This window comes from Streptomyces ovatisporus, from assembly GCF_042653885.1.
GTDB lineage: Bacteria > Actinomycetota > Actinomycetes > Streptomycetales > Streptomycetaceae > Streptomyces > Streptomyces ovatisporus.
Genome location: NZ_JBHSFH010000015.1, coordinates 363,225 through 380,088, shown reverse-complemented (window position 1 = coordinate 380,088; position 16,864 = coordinate 363,225). Strand labels below are relative to the sequence as shown.

General features: G+C 72.2%; 13 protein-coding genes and 1 pseudogene. 9 read left to right on the top strand and 5 right to left on the bottom strand.

The annotated features are described in order from the left end of the window. Positions 1 to 59 precede the first annotated feature (59 nt). Positions 60 to 1,397 (top strand): annotated as a pseudogene (locus ACFPA8_RS25715) (aminotransferase class V-fold PLP-dependent enzyme); the annotation flags it as partial. 139 nt (positions 1,398 to 1,536) lie between these two features. Here ACFPA8_RS25715 and ACFPA8_RS25710 read toward each other — a convergent pair. Beyond that, complete coding sequence (locus ACFPA8_RS25710) at positions 1,537 to 1,818, bottom strand: Lrp/AsnC family transcriptional regulator (RefSeq protein WP_386452271.1); 282 nt, start codon at positions 1,816 to 1,818, stop codon at positions 1,537 to 1,539. Further along, positions 1,815 to 2,507 carry a rhomboid family intramembrane serine protease gene (locus ACFPA8_RS25705; RefSeq protein WP_386452269.1) on the bottom strand — a complete coding sequence of 231 codons (693 nt, stop codon included), beginning with the start codon at positions 2,505 to 2,507 and terminating at the stop codon, positions 1,815 to 1,817. Before ACFPA8_RS25705 ends, ACFPA8_RS25710 begins: the two co-directional genes overlap by 4 nt. 169 nt (positions 2,508 to 2,676) lie before the next feature. Here ACFPA8_RS25705 and ACFPA8_RS25700 point away from each other — a divergent pair, with 169 nt between their 5' ends. Together ACFPA8_RS25700 and ACFPA8_RS25695 are read left to right on the top strand one after the other, a co-directional pair. Continuing rightward, a complete protein-coding gene (locus ACFPA8_RS25700; RefSeq protein WP_386452267.1) occupies positions 2,677 to 2,916 on the top strand; it encodes a hypothetical protein in 240 nt (79 codons plus the stop codon). Positions 2,917 to 3,117: 201 nt separating this feature from the next. Further along, positions 3,118 to 4,419, top strand: a complete 1,302-nt coding sequence (locus ACFPA8_RS25695) for an NYN domain-containing protein (RefSeq protein WP_386452266.1) — start codon at positions 3,118 to 3,120, stop codon at positions 4,417 to 4,419. 77 nt (positions 4,420 to 4,496) lie between these two features. On the opposite strand, the gene ACFPA8_RS25690 is transcribed toward ACFPA8_RS25695, so the two are convergent. After that, the gene (locus ACFPA8_RS25690) at positions 4,497 to 5,087 is read right to left on the bottom strand and encodes a TetR/AcrR family transcriptional regulator (protein WP_386452264.1); all 591 of its coding nucleotides are present in this window, start codon (positions 5,085 to 5,087) and stop codon (positions 4,497 to 4,499) included. A 95-nt stretch (positions 5,088 to 5,182) separates the two neighbouring features. Between ACFPA8_RS25690 and ACFPA8_RS25685 the strand changes: the two genes are divergently transcribed. The 4 genes from ACFPA8_RS25685 (at position 5,183) to ACFPA8_RS25670 (ending at position 10,968) form a co-directional block, all read left to right on the top strand. Then, on the top strand, positions 5,183 to 6,634 hold the full coding sequence (locus ACFPA8_RS25685; RefSeq protein WP_386452262.1) for an amidase: 1,452 nt from the start codon (positions 5,183 to 5,185) through the stop codon (positions 6,632 to 6,634). A 376-nt stretch (positions 6,635 to 7,010) separates the two neighbouring features. Further along, a complete protein-coding gene (locus ACFPA8_RS25680; RefSeq protein ID WP_386452260.1) occupies positions 7,011 to 8,042 on the top strand; it encodes a C40 family peptidase in 1,032 nt (343 codons plus the stop codon). A gap of 319 nt (positions 8,043 to 8,361) precedes the next feature. Further along, the gene (locus tag ACFPA8_RS25675) at positions 8,362 to 9,420 is read left to right on the top strand and encodes a C40 family peptidase (protein WP_386452258.1); all 1,059 of its coding nucleotides are present in this window, start codon (positions 8,362 to 8,364) and stop codon (positions 9,418 to 9,420) included. A 150-nt stretch (positions 9,421 to 9,570) separates the two neighbouring features. Next, entirely contained in the window at positions 9,571 to 10,968 is a 1,398-nt protein-coding gene (locus ACFPA8_RS25670; protein ID WP_386452256.1) for a hypothetical protein, read from the top strand. Here ACFPA8_RS25670 and ACFPA8_RS25665 read toward each other — a convergent pair. Continuing rightward, a complete protein-coding gene (locus ACFPA8_RS25665; RefSeq protein WP_386452255.1) occupies positions 10,925 to 12,421 on the bottom strand; it encodes a glycosyltransferase 87 family protein in 1,497 nt (498 codons plus the stop codon). The genes ACFPA8_RS25670 and ACFPA8_RS25665 overlap by 44 nt on opposite strands. A gap of 154 nt (positions 12,422 to 12,575) precedes the next feature. On the opposite strand from ACFPA8_RS25665, the gene ACFPA8_RS25660 reads away from it, so the two are divergent. Then, positions 12,576 to 13,718: a glycosyltransferase family 4 protein gene (locus tag ACFPA8_RS25660; RefSeq protein ID WP_386452253.1), complete on the top strand. Its 1,143-nt coding sequence runs from the start codon at positions 12,576 to 12,578 to the stop codon at positions 13,716 to 13,718. A 182-nt stretch (positions 13,719 to 13,900) separates the two neighbouring features. Here the strand turns inward: ACFPA8_RS25660 and ACFPA8_RS25655 are convergent, their stop codons facing one another. Beyond that, on the bottom strand, positions 13,901 to 15,715 hold the full coding sequence (locus ACFPA8_RS25655; protein ID WP_386452252.1) for an AMP-dependent synthetase/ligase: 1,815 nt from the start codon (positions 15,713 to 15,715) through the stop codon (positions 13,901 to 13,903). Positions 15,716 to 16,002: 287 nt separating this feature from the next. Between ACFPA8_RS25655 and ACFPA8_RS25650 the strand changes: the two genes are divergently transcribed. Then, positions 16,003 to 16,764: a metallophosphoesterase family protein gene (locus ACFPA8_RS25650; protein ID WP_386452250.1), complete on the top strand. Its 762-nt coding sequence runs from the start codon at positions 16,003 to 16,005 to the stop codon at positions 16,762 to 16,764. The last annotated feature ends 100 nt before the right edge of the window (positions 16,765 to 16,864 follow it).

Below are 16,864 nucleotides of genomic sequence, written 5' to 3'. Positions count from 1 at the left end.
CCGGCACACGTCCCGGCCCGTTCGACGCGTCCGCAGGCGGCGGCTCCGGGTGTCCCGCGCTGCCCGTGCTCGGCCTGGACGTGCGCGTCCCGCTCGTCACGGGCGGCGAAGCCGCCTACGCGGCACTGGACTACGCCGCGAGCGCCCCCGTCCTGCAGCGGGTCTGGGACGAAGTGGCCGCCTACGCCCCGTACTACGGCAGCGTGCACCGCGGCGCCGGCCACCTCTCGCAGCACTCCACGGCGCTCTTCGAGGAGAGCAGGGCGACGGTGGCGCGCTTCGTCGGCTGCCGCGAGACGGACGACGTCGTCTTCACGCGCTCCACGACGGACTCGCTGAACCTGCTGGCGTCCGCCTTGCCCGAGGGCACCCGCGTGTACGTCTTCGAGAGCGAGCACCATGCGGCGCTGCTCCCCTGGAGGGGACTGCGGACGACGTGGCTCGACACGCCGCGCTCGCCCGGGCGGGCCGTCGCGGCGCTGGAGGAGCGACTGCACGCCGAGCCCGCGGGCCCGAAGTTGGTGTGCGTGACGGGGGCTTCGAACGTCACCGGGGAGATCTGGCCCGTCAGGCAGCTTGCCGAAGCCGCGCACCGGCACGGCGCGCGCATCGTGCTGGACGCCGCGCAGCTCGCTCCGCACCACCCCGTCGACATCGGTGAACTGGGCGTCGACTGGGTGGCGTTCTCGGGGCACAAGCTGTACGCGCCCTTCGGCGCGGGCGTTCTCGCGGGCCGCTCCGACTGGCTGCGGGCGGCGGAGCCGTACCTGGCGGGCGGGGGCGCCAGCCGGAGTGTCGTACGGGAACCGGGCGGCGGTGTGTCGGTGGAGTGGCAGAGCGGCCACGCCCGGCACGAGGCCGGATCCCCGAACGTCATCGGTGCCTTCGCCATCGCCTCGGCGTGCAGGGCACTGACGGAGGCCGGCTTCGGCCGACTGGTCGCCCGCGAGCGCAAGTTGACCGCGCGGCTGCTCACCGCGCTGGCCGAGGTCCCCGAGGTGGAGGTGCTCTCGCTCTTCGGCGCCGGCGACCCGGGCGAGGCGGCCGACGGCAGGGTGGGTGTGGTCTCCTTCGTGGTCGAGGGCTGGAACAGCTCGCACTTCGCCGCAGCACTCTCCGCGGAGTACGGCATCGGCGTACGCGACGGCCTCTTCTGCGCGCACCCGCTCGTCCGCACGCTGCTGGGCGCCGGGAGTGACGAACGCGGCGGGTGCGGAGCACAGGGGACGGGTGGCGGGGCGTCGCTCGCCGCCGTGCGGGTCAGCTTCGGCGCGGGAACGCCGGACGAGCACGTGGAACGCTTCGTCCGGGCAGTGCGTGAACTCGTGCGCAACGGGGCGCGGTGGCACTACCGCACGGAGGACGGGCGCTGCGTACCGGACGGACGTGCGGCAGCGGATGCGGCGAGTGAGGGGAACCCGGCGCCTGCCGGGACCAGGACGCGGGCAGGGAGCGCGAGGTCCGCGGGCGCCGCAGGCCGTGCGGGACGCTCAGGGGGCGTGGTCCCGGGAAGGGTGACGTTCCCGTACTGAGGCGTCAGGAGTCGAGCCCGATGGCGAACGCCGACTCCAGGTCGTGCTGCGAGTAGGTGCGGAAGGCGATGTGGGTCTCCGTCGACAGCACCCCCGGCACCTTGCTGATCTTGCCGGGGATGATGTCCGCCAGGTCGTCGTGCTGTGCCACGCGCACAAGGGCGATCAGATCGTGGGCACCGGTGACCGAGTAGACCTCGCTGACGCTCTCCAGCGCCGCGATCTGTTCGGCGATCTCGGGGATGCGGTCGGTGCTGGTCTTGATGAGCACGATCGAGGTGATCACGGTGTGGACTCTCCCTGGGTCGCCGGAGCGGGCGTGCCCACTGTAGCCGTACGGAATCGGAGCCAGGCGTAGAGGAAGCCGAGCGTGAATCCGACCACGTGGGCGAGGTACGCGACGCCCGGCCCGTCGCCGTCCTGCCGCGTGGCGATCCACTGCAGCGTCAGCCAGAAGACCAGCACCAGCCAGGCCGGGAAGCGCAGCGGCAGAAAGAGGAGAAAGGGGAAGACGCTGGTCACCCGTGCCTTCGGGTAGAGGTAGAGGAAGGCTCCGAGCGTCCCGGAGACGGCACCGGAGGCCCCGACGAGCGTCTGGTCCGAGTGGTGGTGGGCCGCGGCGTAGCAGAGCATGGCGATGTAGCCGACGCTCAGATAGCACAGGGCGAAGCGGAAAGGGCCCATACGCATCTCGACCGGGCCTCCGAATACGTACAGGAAGAGCATGTTGCCGAGCAGGTGCAGCCAGTCCGCGTGCAGGAAGAGCGCGGTGAGAGGGGTGAGGAGCGGCCGGAGAGCGGCGCTGTCCCACAGGGTGCGGGGCAGCACACCCCATCGCTGGAACCAGTCGGCCTGAGCACGGTGCAGCGAAGCGCCGGTGCCGTGGACAGGCAGGAAGCCGGAGGCCGGGCTGATGAGGAAGACCAGGCAGCAGAGGGCGATGAGCGTACAGGTCAGCACGGGGTGCTTCGGCATGAGGCGGATCATGATGGCTCGGTCACTGGGCAGACTCCTCGACACACGGGGACGGGCGGCAGGTCTTAGGGTTACGGCAAGCACTGCCGCGCCTCCGTCGGGTTACCGACGGAGGCGTGCACGCACCGCACCGAAGCCCGTGAACGCTCGAAGGAATGAGGTCGAGGCAATGGCGGTCCCCAGGCCCACAGCAGGAACCCGGTGGCGCTGCACGCTTTGCGGCAACCTGACGCGCTTCGACGTGACCCGTTCGAGCAGGGTCGTGGAGTACGTCCATCTGGATCTGGCCGGTGAGTCCAGGGTCGAGGAGCAGGAGGTGCTCAGTGAGAGCATCGAGTCCGTGCGCTGCCGGTGGTGCGACACTGCCGACCAGGTCGAGCTCGTCGACCGGCCGGGCGCAGAGGTCTGAGAAACGGCGGGTGTGACGGTGGTGGAAGCGACGGGCGGCGGCGGGGAGCGTGAGCCGTCGACGTCGGATGCCGCGCCGGAGTCGCACGCGGATTCCGGTTCCGGGTCCCCTCCGGATTCCGGTTCTGGTTCTGGTCCGGATTCCGGTTCCGGTACTGGTTCTGGTCCGGATTCGGGTTCCGGTACGGGGCCGGGCGAGGTCATGGACCGTCCGCTGCCCGACAAGGTGCGCCGTCGCGTCGTGGCCCTCACCGGGGACGCGCTCGGCGGTCTGACGGTCACCGAACTTCCCGTCCCGCTGCGCCAGTACGCCCGCTTCACCCCGCAGCGCCGTACCAAGTTCGCCGCCAACGCGATGGCCACGTCCCTGGAGAAGGACGCGGCCTTCCGCGAGCGGATCGCCGAGCAACTGCGCGAGCGCTTCCCGGACCTGACCGAGGCGCTCTCCTCGGCCACTCCGCCGCCCGCCGCGGACCCGGTCGATGTGGCGGCGGTGGCGTACGTACTGCGCCCGTCGGACTGGCCGAAGCTCGTCGCGGCAGCGGGGGAGGAGGCCCAGCGGGCGCAGGCCGAGCAGGCGGGGGAGGAGGCTCAGCGTGAACTCGCCCGGCTCCGCAGCGAACTGGCCGCCGCCCGTACCGCCGCGCGTACCGAGGCGGAGCGCGGACGTGGCGAAGTCGAGTTGCTCCGCAGGGAACTGGAGGCCACCCAGCGGAAGTTGCGCAGCGCGCAGAGCGACGTGAAACGCGGAGAGGCCGCCGCACGGAAGCTGCGGGCGGACCTGGAGGCGCTGCGCTCGGCCGCGGCCGCCGAGAAGACGGCCGCCGACAGTGAGAGCCGGCGGCTGCGCACCCGGCTCGCCGAGACCGAGTCGGCGCTGGAGGCGGGGCGTCGGGCTGCCCGCGAGGGGCGCAGCCTGGAGGACATGCGGGTCCGTCTGCTGCTGGACACGGTGCTGGACGCCGCGCAGGGACTGCGGCGCGAGTTGGCGCTGCCGCCCACGGAGAGCCGTCCCGCCGAGACCGTCGACGCCGTCGAGCCGGGCCGTATGACGCCGCGTGACATCGCAGCTCGCGCACTGTCCGAGACGGACCCCGAACTGCTCGACCAGCTCCTCGCTCTGCCGCAGGCGCATCTGGTCGTCGACGGCTACAACGTCACCAAGACCGGTTATCCGACGATGCCGCTGGACAAGCAGCGGCTGCGTCTCCTGGGCGGCCTCGCAGGGCTCGCCGCCCAGTCCGGTGCCGAGGTCACCTGCGTCTTCGACGGGGCCGAACTTGCCGCACCCGTACTGCTCGCGCCGCCGCGCGGGGTGCGGGTGCTCTTCAGCAAGCCGGGGCAGACAGCGGACGAACTGATCCGGCAGCTCGTGCGGGCGGAACCGCCGGGCCGTCCGGTGGTGGTCGTCTCCTCCGACCGCGAAGTGGCGGACGACAGCGCGGCGGCGGGCGCCCGGCCGGTGGCATCGGCTCTCCTGCTCCGGCGCCTCGGACGCACGTGACGGCGCGTGCCGGACGGCGGGCGGGCACGTCCGCGTAACCGCCGGGGGACAGCCGCCGGCAGCCGTCCACCGGACCGTCACTCGGCGGGGGCGTCGTCCCACAGGGTCCGCAGATGGGCGTCGAGCGTCTGCTGCGCGGCGTCGCTGCTGAGGTGACCCACGAGCACATGCGTGGTCAGGCCGTCCGCCAGCGCGAGGAGCGTACGGGCCTGGACGTGCGGATCGGTGCGGCCCGTGGCCTCCCGCAGCAGAGCCGCCACAGTGTCGTGGAACTGTGCGTAGCCGGACCGCAGTTCGGCGGCCAGCGAGGGACTCACCGCCGCCTTCGCGACGAACGCCAGCCAGACACGGGCCTCCGCGCGGTTCTCCTCCCGCAGCAGCGACATCTCCGAGAGGGCGTGTCCGAGAGCGGTTCTGACGGACTGCGCGGGGCTGCTCGTCAGCCGGGCACGGCTCCGGTCGCGGACGCGGGCACCGATGTGCCGCACGGCGAAGACGAGCATCTGCTCCTTGGTGGCGAAGCAGCGCTGGACGGCACCCATGGAGACCCCGGCACGGGCCGCCACGTCCCGGAGGGTGACGCCTTCCAGCCCGCTCTCGTCGGCCAGCAGACACACCGCATCCGCGATCCGGGACCGTCTGCCTTCGTGGTCCACCTGCTTCGGCACCGCCGCCCCACCCCTTCTCGTCCCTTTTCCGATGCGCCCGTATCGCTTCGAGGGTACCGTTCCGATGCAAGTGCATCGGAAAGCGGGAGGGTGTCATGGACGGGATCACGGGCGACTGGTGGGCGCAGCCGGCGGCGCGGCAGGCCGCAGCCGTGCGGGACGGCGAGACGTCGGCCGCGGAGATCGTCGAGAGTCACCTCGCGCGCATCGCCGAAACCGGCCCCGCGGTGAACGCGATCACGCGGCTGCTGGCCTCGAGCGCCCGCCGGGACGCGGCGGACCTGGACCGCAGACGGGCCCGGGGCGAGGAAACGGGTCCGCTGGCCGGGGTGTGCTTCACGGTGAAGGAGAGCATCGCCGTCGGCGGAGTGCCGACCACGCACGGGGCCGCCCGGTTCCGGAACCTCGTCGCGGAGCGCGACGCGCCGCCAGTGGCCCGTCTGCGCGCCGCCGGGGCGATCCCGGTCGGGCACAGCAACATGCCTACGCTCACGCTCGCGGGCATGCACCCTCGCAGCGAGCTCTTCGGTGAGACCCTCAACCCGTGGGACCCCGGGCGCACGCCCGGCGGCTCCAGCGGCGGCGACGGGGTCGCCGTGGCCTGCGGCATGGCCGGGCTGGGCCTCGGCAACGACGCGGGCGGCTCCGTCCGCGTCCCGGCCTCCTTCTGCGGGGTCGCCGGACTGAAGCCGACGTGCGGGCGGTTCGCCGCCGATCACCGGATGGGACCGGACGACCCGCCGCCCGGGGCCCAGCAGATCGTCGTCGACGGCCCGTTGGCGCGCACCGTGGCCGATCTGCGGCTCGCTTTCGAGGTGTTGGCGGGCGCAGACGTCTCCGATCCGCGTGCGGTGCCCGTTCCGACGCGCGGTGAACCCCTCGACGGGCCGGTGCGTGTGGCCGTCGTCACCGACCCGGGCGGCCTGGGGGTCCACCCCGAGGTGCGGCGGGCCGTCGGACGCGCCGAGGAGGCGCTGGCGGACGCGGGTTACGCCGTCGAGAGGGTCGAGGACGTGCCGAGACTGGCGGAGACGGTCGAGGCGTACGGAAGATGGCTGATGACGGAGTTCGCGGAGGCATGGCCGGCGGTCGCCCCGCTGCTCGGGCAGGGTGGCGACCGCTACCTCGGGATGGGCATGGCGCGAACCGGGACGGCCGGACTGAGCGAGTACATGCGTCTCGTGGGTCTGCGGCTGAACATCCGGCGTTCGTGGGCGGACTTCCTGGACCGGTACCCCCTCGTGCTCGGCCCCGTCTTCACCGAGACGCCGGTCGAGCCCGGCCTGGAGTCGCGCGACGAGGCGGGCCACGAACTCGTCACCTCGGCACTGCGCTTGTGCACCGCCACCAGCTTCGCGGGCGTCCCCGCAGTGGCGGTGCCCACGGGTCTCGCCGGTGAACTCCCCACGGGTGTACAGGTGATCGGCCGTCCGTACCGGGAGGACACATGTCTGGACGCGGCGGCCGCCGTGGAGGCGCGGCTGGGGGTGCTGACTCCGCTCGACCCCCGCCGCGGCTCCAGGTGCGGGGCGGGCCCGACGAGTTGAAACTCACACCGTTCTGTGAGAAAGGGGCCCCGGCGAGGGAGGGCGGTGAAACCGCCGGGGCCCGTGGGGCTGCCGCGTACCGGTGAACGACGTGTGAAGGTCAACACAGGGGCGTGAGGACTCTGTTCGCACCACTGTGTGACTTCCCCATCGCTCGCTGTGCGAACTGAGTAAAGAATCCGGTTGTGTGACGGGTTTTTTCCCAGAGTGATTTGATCCGACGAATACCCGTGGCTAATGTCTGGCCCCGAACCTCCGCGAGGTTGACGTCCATCCGGGGCGGCAGCGGGGGACCGCCTCTCTCCACCGAGCCGCCGGCGACGTGGGGCCGGAGTGTCAGTCCGGCAGGCGGCTGAGGAAGAAGGAGCTCGCCCCAGTGGCGTCCCACCGTCGTCCCAAGCAGCCCCGCCGCACTCGTCGCGTGTCCGTGCTCACGGCGACCGCAGCAGCGGCCGTCGCTCTCACCACGCAGGCGGCGCAAGCCGAACCCAAGGCCTCCGAGAAGGAGGTCAAGGAGAAGGTCGACAAGCTCTACGAGGACGCCGAAGGCGCAACCGAGAAGTACAACGGCGCCAAGGAGAAGCAGAAGAAGCTGGAAGAGCAGGTGGACAACCTGCAGGACAGCGTGGCGCGCGGTCAGGACGACCTCAACGACATGCGCAACGGCCTCGGTTCGATGGCCACCGCGCAGTACCGCACCGGCGGCGTCGACCCGTCCGTGCAGCTCTTCCTCTCCTCCGACCCGGACAGCTACCTCGACAAGGCCTCCACGCTCGACCAGTTGAGCACCAAGCAGGCCGAGGCCCTGAAGAAGATCCAGGGCAAGCAGCGCGACCTGGCGCAGCAGCGCAAGGAAGCCTCGGACAAGCTCGATGACCTCGCCGACACCCGTAAGGAGCTCGGCGAGAAGAAGAAGAAGATCCAGGCCAAGCTCTCCGAGGCCCGCAAGCTCCTCAACACGCTCACGGCGGACGAGCGTGCGCGTCTCGCCGCGCAGCAGGCGCGCGCCGACCGCGCTGCCAGCTCGCGCGTCGACCTGGGCGGCGACGCCTCCGCTTCGCAGCGCGCCGCCGCCGCGCTCTCCGCGGCGAAGAGCAAGATCGGTGCGCCCTACGTGTGGGGCGCGACCGGCCCGAGCTCCTTCGACTGCTCCGGGCTGACCTCCTGGGCGTACAGCCAGGCCGGCGTCTCGCTTCCCCGGATATCCCAGGACCAGGCGAAGGCCGGGACGCAGATCGGCCGAGGCCAACTCGCCCCCGGTGACCTGGTCATCTTCTACGGCGACCAGCACCACGTCGGCTTCTACGCGGGCAACGGGCAGATCCTGCACGCCCCGAAGCCGGGCGCCGGTGTGCGCTACGAGTCGATCAACAACATGCCCTTCCAGTTCGGCGTGCGGATCGGCTGACCGCTTCCGCGGCACGCCCCTCCCGGCCCGGCACCGGGGACGTCAGCACAGGCGCCCCGCAGTGTCGTTCGTCCGGGTGATGACGAATGTGCCGTGATGACCCTCGACCCCGTCGGTGACCTGCGTCATCGGCGGGGTCGCCGCGTTCCGGCCGACTTCCGTGCCGTGCGCGGTGCGTGAATCCTTCCTCGCTGTGCGGCTAGATTCGCCGCGCAGTTCGACCAGGGTGTGTGCTGAAGCCGCTCCGGCAACCCGTAAGGGCGCTCGACGCAGGTGCGGGACTCTCAGGACATGCCCTCACGGAAGGAGCTCGTCCGCAGTGGTCTCGTACCGGTCCCACCGAAAACCCGCCAGGTCCGGCGGCAGTTGGCCTACGAGGGTCGTCCTCCTGACAGCGGTCGCGGGCGCCGCCGCGGCGCTGACCCCCGCAGCACCGGCGGGCGCCCGTCCCGACGACGGTCACGGCACCGCCTCCTCGGCCCGCGCTGCCGGCACCCGCATCGACAGGCTCTACGAACAGGCCGAGAAGTCCACGGAGAAGTACAACGCGGCTGCCGAGCGCGCCGCCCGACTGCGCAAGCAGGTCGAGTACGCGCAGGAGCGGGCCGCCCGCAGACAGGCCCAGGTGAACCGGCTGCGCGCGGCGCTGGCTTCGTTCGCGGGGGCGCAGTACCGCTCGGGCGGCGTCGACCCCGGCGTCGCGCTGATGCTCACGGCGGACCCCGACGGCTACCTGGAGAGAGCCGCCACCCTCGACCGCATCGGAAGCCGCCAGCAGGAGAAACTGACGAGGCTGCGCAGCGCGCAGCGTTCGCTCAAGCAGCAGCGGGCCGAGGCGGGCATGAAGCTCGCCGAACTGGAGCGCCGCCGCACGGAGTTGAAGCAGCACAAGAAGGCCGTGCAGAAGCGGCTCGCGGCGGCGCGGCACCTGCTGGCCGAGCTCACGCCCGAGGAGCGCGCGGAACGCGAGCGGGCGTCGCGGGCCCGTGGGCGCGGGGAGTCCTTCTCGCCCGGCGGCGGATCTGCGTCCTCGCACCGCGCCGCGGCCGCAGTCGCCGCCGCCCGGTCCGCTGTCGGGTTGCCGTACGTGTGGGGCGCCGCCGGTCCCCGGTCCTTCGACTGTTCGGGGCTCACGCAGTGGGCGTACGGCCGGGCGGGCACGGGGATTCCGCGTACGTCGCAGGGCCAGCGGTCGGCCGGGCGGCAGGTGCCCCTGAGCCAGGCACGCCCCGGCGACCTGGTGATCTACCGCGACGACGCCAGCCACGTCGGGATGTACGTCGGGGGCGGACAGGTCGTGCACGCACCGCATCCCGGCGCCCCGGTGCGCTACGACCCGGTGAACATGATGCCGGTCTCCGCCGTCACCCGTCCCTGAGCCGACGGGAGCCGGACGGCCTCCCCGCGCCGCCGCGCCGCGCCGTGCGGCGTTGTGCGGGCGGGGACCGGTGCGGGCGGCGTGGACGCCCTGCCCGCCGACGGCACCTGACGCGGACCGGGTCGCGGCGGCGCCCGTACGATCGACCACGTGGGCGGTCCTGGACAGTGGCGTGACGCATGCGGCCATGCGGCCGGCGGGAGCAGCCCGCCCGGCCCGGTCCGCGCGGACGGCCGGCCCGGCGCACCGCCCCGCGAGCGGCTGAGGGCCGTCGCGCCGGTGGTGACGGGCGTACTGCTGGCGGCGGTGTGCGGCTGCGGGCCCGGCGGCTCCGACGACGGTGCGGACCGTGAACGGGCGGAGATCCAGCGAGTTCTGGAGCGGCAGGCGTCGGCCGTGCGCGGCGGACACGAGAGCCGGTATCTGGCGGAGGTCGATCCGCATGCCGGACGCTACCGCGCGGCGCAGCGCGAGGTGTTCGACAACCTCCAGCGGCTGCGGCTCACACAGTGGACCTACCAGACCTCCGAACTGCGGGACACGGGGGCCACGGGGGCCACGGAGGCCGGCGGGGGACAGGACGGCGGCAGCCGCGTCGAGGCGCAGGTGCGCCTGCGCTACCGGCTGCGAGGCGACGACCGCGCCCCGGTCACCGCCACCGAGCGGCTCGCATTCGTCGAGCGCGGCGGCCGGTGGTACGTCAGCGCCGAACTGCCCGGCAGCGAAGTGCAGTTGTGGGAGCAGGGCGAGATCGCAGTGGTACGCGGAGACCACAGCTCCGTGCTCGGAGTCGGCCGCTCCCGGGAAGAACTGCGCCGGCTCGCGCAGGACGCCGACCGGGCGGTCTCCCAGGTCGACGAGGTGTGGACGCGCCCCTGGCCGGACCGGGTCGTGGTGGAGGCCCCCGCCTCGCTGCGGCGCATGGCGCAGCTGCTCGACGCGCCCGCCTCGTCCTACGAGGGCATCGCGGCGGTCACCACGGGCGAGGCGGGCGAGTCCGTGAACGCGCCCGCGGACCGGATCGTGGTCAACCCCGAGGCATACGGCGAACTGAGCGAGGAGGGGCGGCAGGTCGTCGTCACCCACGAGACGGTGCACGTCGCGACCCGCACCCACACGGGTCCCCTCACACCCATGTGGCTCTCCGAGGGCCTCGCCGACTGGATCGGCTACCGCGGCACCGGCCGTACGCCGAGGAGCGCCGCGGCGGAACTCGCCCGCGCCGCCGCGGCGGGGAAGCTGCCGCGTGAACTGCCCTCGGACCGCGAGTTCGAGTTCGGCAACGACCCCGAGGCGCTGGGACGGGCGTACGAGGGCGGCTGGCTCGCGTGCCGGTTCATCGCGGAGGAGTGGGGCGGGGAGAGGCTGCTCGACTTCTACCTGCGGGTCGGGGACTCCGCCGGCCCGGGCGACTCCGCCGGCTCAGGCAGCGCCCGGCCGAAGGAGGAGCGCGCCCGCGTCGACCGCGCCATGCGAGCCGAACTGGGCCTCACGCTGCGCGAGTTCACCGAGCGGTGGCGTTCGTACGTGCGGGACGAACTGTCGTGACGTCCGCAGCCTTCGTCTCTTCTCCCGCCGCGGCCCGCGTACCCCGCGCCGTCCCCGCCCGCGTCGTACGCCACAGACGCAGGCACGCGAGAAGCGAAGCGGCCACCAGCAGCCCGTTGCGCACCACCAGCAGGGCGACACCCTCCCAGTCGCTCTCGACGACGTGACCGAAGCCCAGCGGGAACTCCAGCAGCGTCACACCGGTAGCGACCAGCACCAGTACGGACGGCAGCGCCTGGCAGGTGGTACGCAGCGTCAGGCAGACCGCCGCCAGGCCGACCAGCCAGATCATGTACTGCGGGCTGATGACGCGGCTGGTCGTCGTGAAGAGCAGCACGGCGGTCAGGGCGGCGTCCGCCGGGGTGGAGGGGGCCCATTCGACGGCGCACAGCCGCCACAGCAGCAGCCAGGCGAAGGCGGCGCCGGTCAGGACCAGCGCGGCGTCGCTGACGAGGTTCACGTACGGGCCGATGAACTCCATCGAGCCGTAGTTGAGCAGCACCTGCCCCTCCCACCCGAACTGCCGTGCCACGTGGAAGACGAGGGCGCCCAGCGACTCCACCTCGGTGCCCCTGCTCTGCTGGAAGCCGAGGAAGGCGAAGGCGCCCGGCATCGAGACGGCGAAGACGCCCAGGACGAGTGCGCCCGTGATGGCGGCGCTCGTCCACGCCGACCGGAAGGCGCGATCGCGCGGTGTACCGAGCAGCAGCAGTCCCGGCCACACCTTCAGCATCGCCCCGAAGGCGGCCAGCGCCCCGGCTGTCCGCGGATGCCGGGCGGCGGCGAGCAGCGCGGCGACGGCGACGGCGGTGACCATCAGGTCGTAGCGGGCGTACGCGGTGGGACCGAGCAGCGCGACCCCGGCGACCCAGCCCCACAGCCCTGCGCGGCGCATGCCGGGACGCGCCGAGTAGCGCGTCAGCAGCGCGAAGACGACGGCGTCGGCAGCGCACGCCAGCAGATAGAAAGCCGACGGGTAGTCGAGGAAGGGCAGCAGCGCGGGTGAGAGGACCGCGAGGGCGGCGGCGGGCGGGTACTGCCAGGTGACGTCGTCCTGCGGGAAGGTGCCCTCCTTCAGTACGCCGAACCAGCCCTGGTAGATCGCCTCGACGTCGTTGGTGAAGTCGGGACCCGGCAGTGTGACCACTTTGAAGACGCACAGCAGCAGGACCGCACGGGTGACGATCCACAGCGCGGCGGGTGCGAGGAGAGAGCTTGCGAGACGGAGCCGGCGCTCCCGGCGCTCCTGGCGGTCCCGGTCTTCCCGGCCGGCCCGGCCGGCCCGGCCGGTCCGAGTGGTCCGGCTGTCCCGGCGCCGGTGGGCGCCCCCGCTGCCACTCGCACCGTCTCTGCCGCCGCCGGCGGCGCGAGCCCCGCCGGTGCTGCCGATTCCGGGACCGGGCACGTCGTCGTCTGCCGGCCTGGGGGTGCGCGCTGTCGTGCTGTCCGTCATGTCCGCCCTGTCGTCTCCCTCGCGCGGCTCCCGCCGCCTTCGCTCATATGTGCCTGCTCGCTGCCCGCGACATCATGCCGTGCGGGTACGGCCGTTCATGCCGCTGTCAGGGGGCGGGGCGCCGGGCGTCACCCGGACGGTACTGTCGGCGTCGATGCGAAAGACCCTGATCGTCACTAACGACTTCCCGCCCCGGGCGGGCGGCATCGAGGCATTCCTGCACAGCATGGCGCTGCGTCTGGACCCCTCGCGGGTCGTCGTCTACGCCTCCACCTCCAAGCGCGGTCCGGAGGGAGCGGCGGAGACGGCCCGGTTCGACGCGGAACAGCCCTTCACCGTCGTGCGGGACCGTGCGGCTGTGCTGCTGCCCACGCCGAGGGTCACCCGGCGTGCCGCCGGTCTGCTGCGCGAACACGGCTGCGGCTCCGTCTGGTTCGGCGCCGCCGCGCCCTTGGGCCTGATGGCGCCGGCGCTGCGCAGGGCAGGGGCCCGGCGGCTCGTCGCCACGACCCACGGGCACGAGGCCGCCTGGGCCCAACTTCCCGTCTCCCGGCACTTGTTGCGCCGTATCGGGGAGGGCACGGACACGCTCACCCACCTCGGCGAGTACACCCGCTCCCGGATCGCGCGCGCCCTGACACCTCAGGCAGCCGCCCGCATGGTGCAACTGCCGCCCGGCGTCGACGAGAAGACCTTCCACCCCGGGTCGGGAGGCGACGCGGTACGGGCCGAACTCGGCCTGGCCGAGCGGCCGGTGGTCGTGTGCGTCTCCCGGCTGGTGCCGCGCAAGGGGCAGGACACGCTGATCCGCGCGATGCCCCGCATCCTCGCCGAAGTGCCGGACGCCGTCCTGCTGATCGTGGGCGGCGGCCCGTACCGCGAGGATCTGGAGAAGCTCGCAGCTTCCACAGGGGTGGCCGACGCGGTGCGCTTCACCGGTGCCGTCCCCTGGGACGAGCTGCCCGCCCACTTCGGTGCCGGGGACGTCTTCGCGATGCCGTGCCGCACCCGCCGCAAGGGTCTCGACGTCGAAGGGCTCGGCATCGTCTACCTGGAGGCCTCCGCGACCGGACTGCCCGTCGTCGCCGGCGACTCGGGCGGCGCGCCCGACGCGGTGCTGGACGGGGAGACGGGCTGGGTCGTACGGGGCGGCTCACCGGAAGAGACGGCCGAGCGTGTCGGCGCGCTGTTGAAGGACCCCGCCCTGCGGGCCCGTATGGGCGAGAAGGGCAGGGAGTGGGTGGTGGAACGCTGGCGCTGGGACGCGCTGGCCGAGCAGCTGAAGGCCCTGCTCTGAACCGTGTGCCGCACGGCGAGCGGCACCGCGCGAGGAGTTCGAGAGGGCGCCCCACCCGCACCCGCACCGGGCCGGCGGGTTCCGTCAGGTCCAAGGACGCGGCAGGCCCCCGCCGCGTCCCGACCGTGATCGAACGCCCGGGGACGCCATGACGGGCGCCGCCGCGCAGTGACGGCGGGCCGTCAGACGTACAGCGCCTCGATCTCGTCCGCGAAGTCCTTCGCCACCACGCCCCGCTTGAGCTTCAGCGACGGGGTGATGTGCCCCGACTCCTCGGTGAACTGGGTGTCCAGCACCCGGAACTTGCGTACGGACTCGGCCCGGGAGACCAGGGCGTTGCCCCCGTCGACCGCCCTCTGCAGCTCCGCCAGCAGGTCGGCGTCCCGCAGCAGGGCCTCAGGGGCGAGATCCGACTTGCCGTTCTCCTCCGCCCACCGCGGCAGGAACTCCTCGTCCACGGTGAGCAGGGCGCCGACGAAGGGGCGGCCGTCGCCGACGACCATGCATTCGGCGACCAGTGCGTGCCCGCGGATGTGGTCCTCGATGACCGAGGGGGCGATGTTCTTGCCGCCCGCCGTCACCAGGATCTCCTTCTTGCGCCCGGTGATGGTGAGGTAGCCGTCCGCGTCGAGCGTGCCCAGGTCGCCGGTGTGGAACCAGCCGTCGGCGAGGGCCTCCCGCGTGGCCTCCTCGTTGTTCCAGTAGCCGGTGAAGAGGTGTTCGCCGTGCAGCAGCACCTCGTTGTCGTCGGCGATGCGGATCACGGAGCCGGGGAGGGGCTGGCCGACGGTGCCGATCTTCTGCCGGTCGTACGGATTGAAGGACGTGGCCGCGCAGGACTCCGTGAGGCCGTAGCCCTCCAGCACCGTGAACCCGATGCCGCGGTAGAAGTGCCCGAGGCGTTCGCCCAGCGGAGCGCCGCCCGAGATCGCGTGGGTGGCGCGTCCGCCCAGCACGTCGCGCAGCTTGTCGTAGACCAGCAGGTCGAACAGCTTGTGGCGGAGCCTGAGTTGCAGCGACGGGCCCGCGGGGTCGTCCAGGGCGCGGCTGTAGGCGATCGCCGTCTCCGCCGCCCTGTCGAAGATCTTGCCCTTGCCGCTCGAATGGGCGTGGGCACGGGCGGAGTTGAAGACCTTCTCGAAGACACGGGGAACGCCCAGCACCATCGTCGGCCGGAAGGCCCCGAGTTCGTCGGTGAGCGTCTTCACGTCGGCGACGTGGCCCAGCTTGATGGGCGCCATCACGGCCGCCACCTGCACGAGCCGTCCGAATACATGGGCCGTGGGGAGGAAGAGGAGCACGGAGGACTCGCCCGTACGGAACATGGGCCGCAGCCGCTCGACGACGTTCCCGCACTCCGCGAAGAAGCTGCGGTGGGTGAGCACGCAGCCCTTGGGGCGCCCGGTGGTGCCGGAGGTGTAGACGATGGTGGCGGGGGAGTCGGCGTTCGCGGTGGAGCCGCGGGCCTGGACCGTCGAGTCCGCGATGTCGGCGCCGTCGGCGGTCAGCCGCGCTACCGCGCCGTCCGTCCGGCCGCCGGTCTGCGGCGGTTCGATCTGCCAGACGTGCTCGAGCGCGGGGAGCCGGTCGCGTACGGATTCGACGGCCTTGGAGTGCGCGGCGGTCTCCACCAGGCACGCCACCGCGCCCGAGTCGCCGAGGATCCAGGCGATCTGCTCCGGCGAACTCGTCTCGTACACAGGCACGGTGACGGCTCCGGCGCTCCAGACGGCGAAGTCCAGCAGTGTCCACTCGTAGCGAGTGCGGGACATCAGAGCCACGCGGTCGCCCGGCTCGACACCGGCGGCGATCAGACCCTTGGCGGCAGCCTGCACCTCGGCCAGGAAGCCGGCGGCACTGACGTCCGTCCACTCCCCGTCCTGCTTGCGTGCGACGACGGGCACTTCGGGATGCTGAGCCGCGTTACGGCGGATGAGATCCGTCAGATTTCCGTCGGCCGGCACCTCGTAGAGGGCCGGAAGGCTGAACTCGCGCAAGACTGTTGCTCCTCGTCGGCGCCGGACACGGTGGCCGCCGAGAAGCGGCCTCCAGCGGCACGGATCAAGACCTGTGGGGGGATCCTGATTGAATGACGGCCCGGACGTTACCCACGGGTAGGGGCGGCGGGATAGGGGTTGTCACCGAGATGTCTGCTGCGTCACACGACTCCGGTCTGTCGGCGGCAGCCTAATCCCTTCGGGTGGTGACGGAAAAGTAACCGCAGGTGGGGCGGGGCTCCGGTGACGGGTGCCGCGGAGGCCGCCGTCCGGCCTAGGGTGAGCTCATGCGAGTCCACGTAGTCAGTGACGTACACGGCAACAGCCGGGACCTGGCCACGGCGGGTGACGGTGCCGACGCACTCGTCTGCCTGGGCGACCTCATCCTCTATCTCGACTACGCGGACCACTCCCGCGGGATATTCCCGGACCTGTTCGGAGTCGAAAACACGGACCACCTCGTCCAGTTGCGCACGGAGGGCCGGTTCGCGGAGGCGCGGGAGTTCTCAGCCCGGCTCTGGGACGGCATCGACCGCGCCGCAGCCACGGAGGCGGCGGTCCGCGCGCAGTACGCCGAGCTGTTCGCGGCCTTCCCGACTCCTACGTACGCCACGTACGGCAACGTCGACATGCCGCCGCTGTGGCCGGAGTACGCGGAGGAGGGCACCACCGTCCTCGACGGCGGGACGGCCGAGATCGGCGGGCTGCGCTTCGGCTTCGTGGGCGGGGGGCTGCGGACGCCGATGCGCACGCCGTACGAGATCGATGAGGAGACGTACGCCGAGAAGGTGGCGGCACTCGGCTCGGTCGACGTGCTCTGCTCCCACATACCGCCCGCGGTACCGGAGTTGTGCTACGACACGGTCGCCCGGCGCTTCGAGCGGGGCAGTGAGGCACTGCTGGAGGCGGTTCACGCCGTACGTCCCCGGTACCACCTCTTCGGACACGTGCACCAGCCGCTGGTTCGGCGGATGCGGGTCGGGCGGACGGAGTGCGTGAACGTGGGGCACTTCAACGCCACCGGCGTCCCCTGGGTCCTGGAGTGGTGAAGGGGGCCGGGCCCGTGGCGTGCGGTCACCGCGAAAGGCCCGGCCCCTACGTCGGCACCCGAGCACGCACGGTAGCCTTCGAGCGGCAATCGGGGGCCAG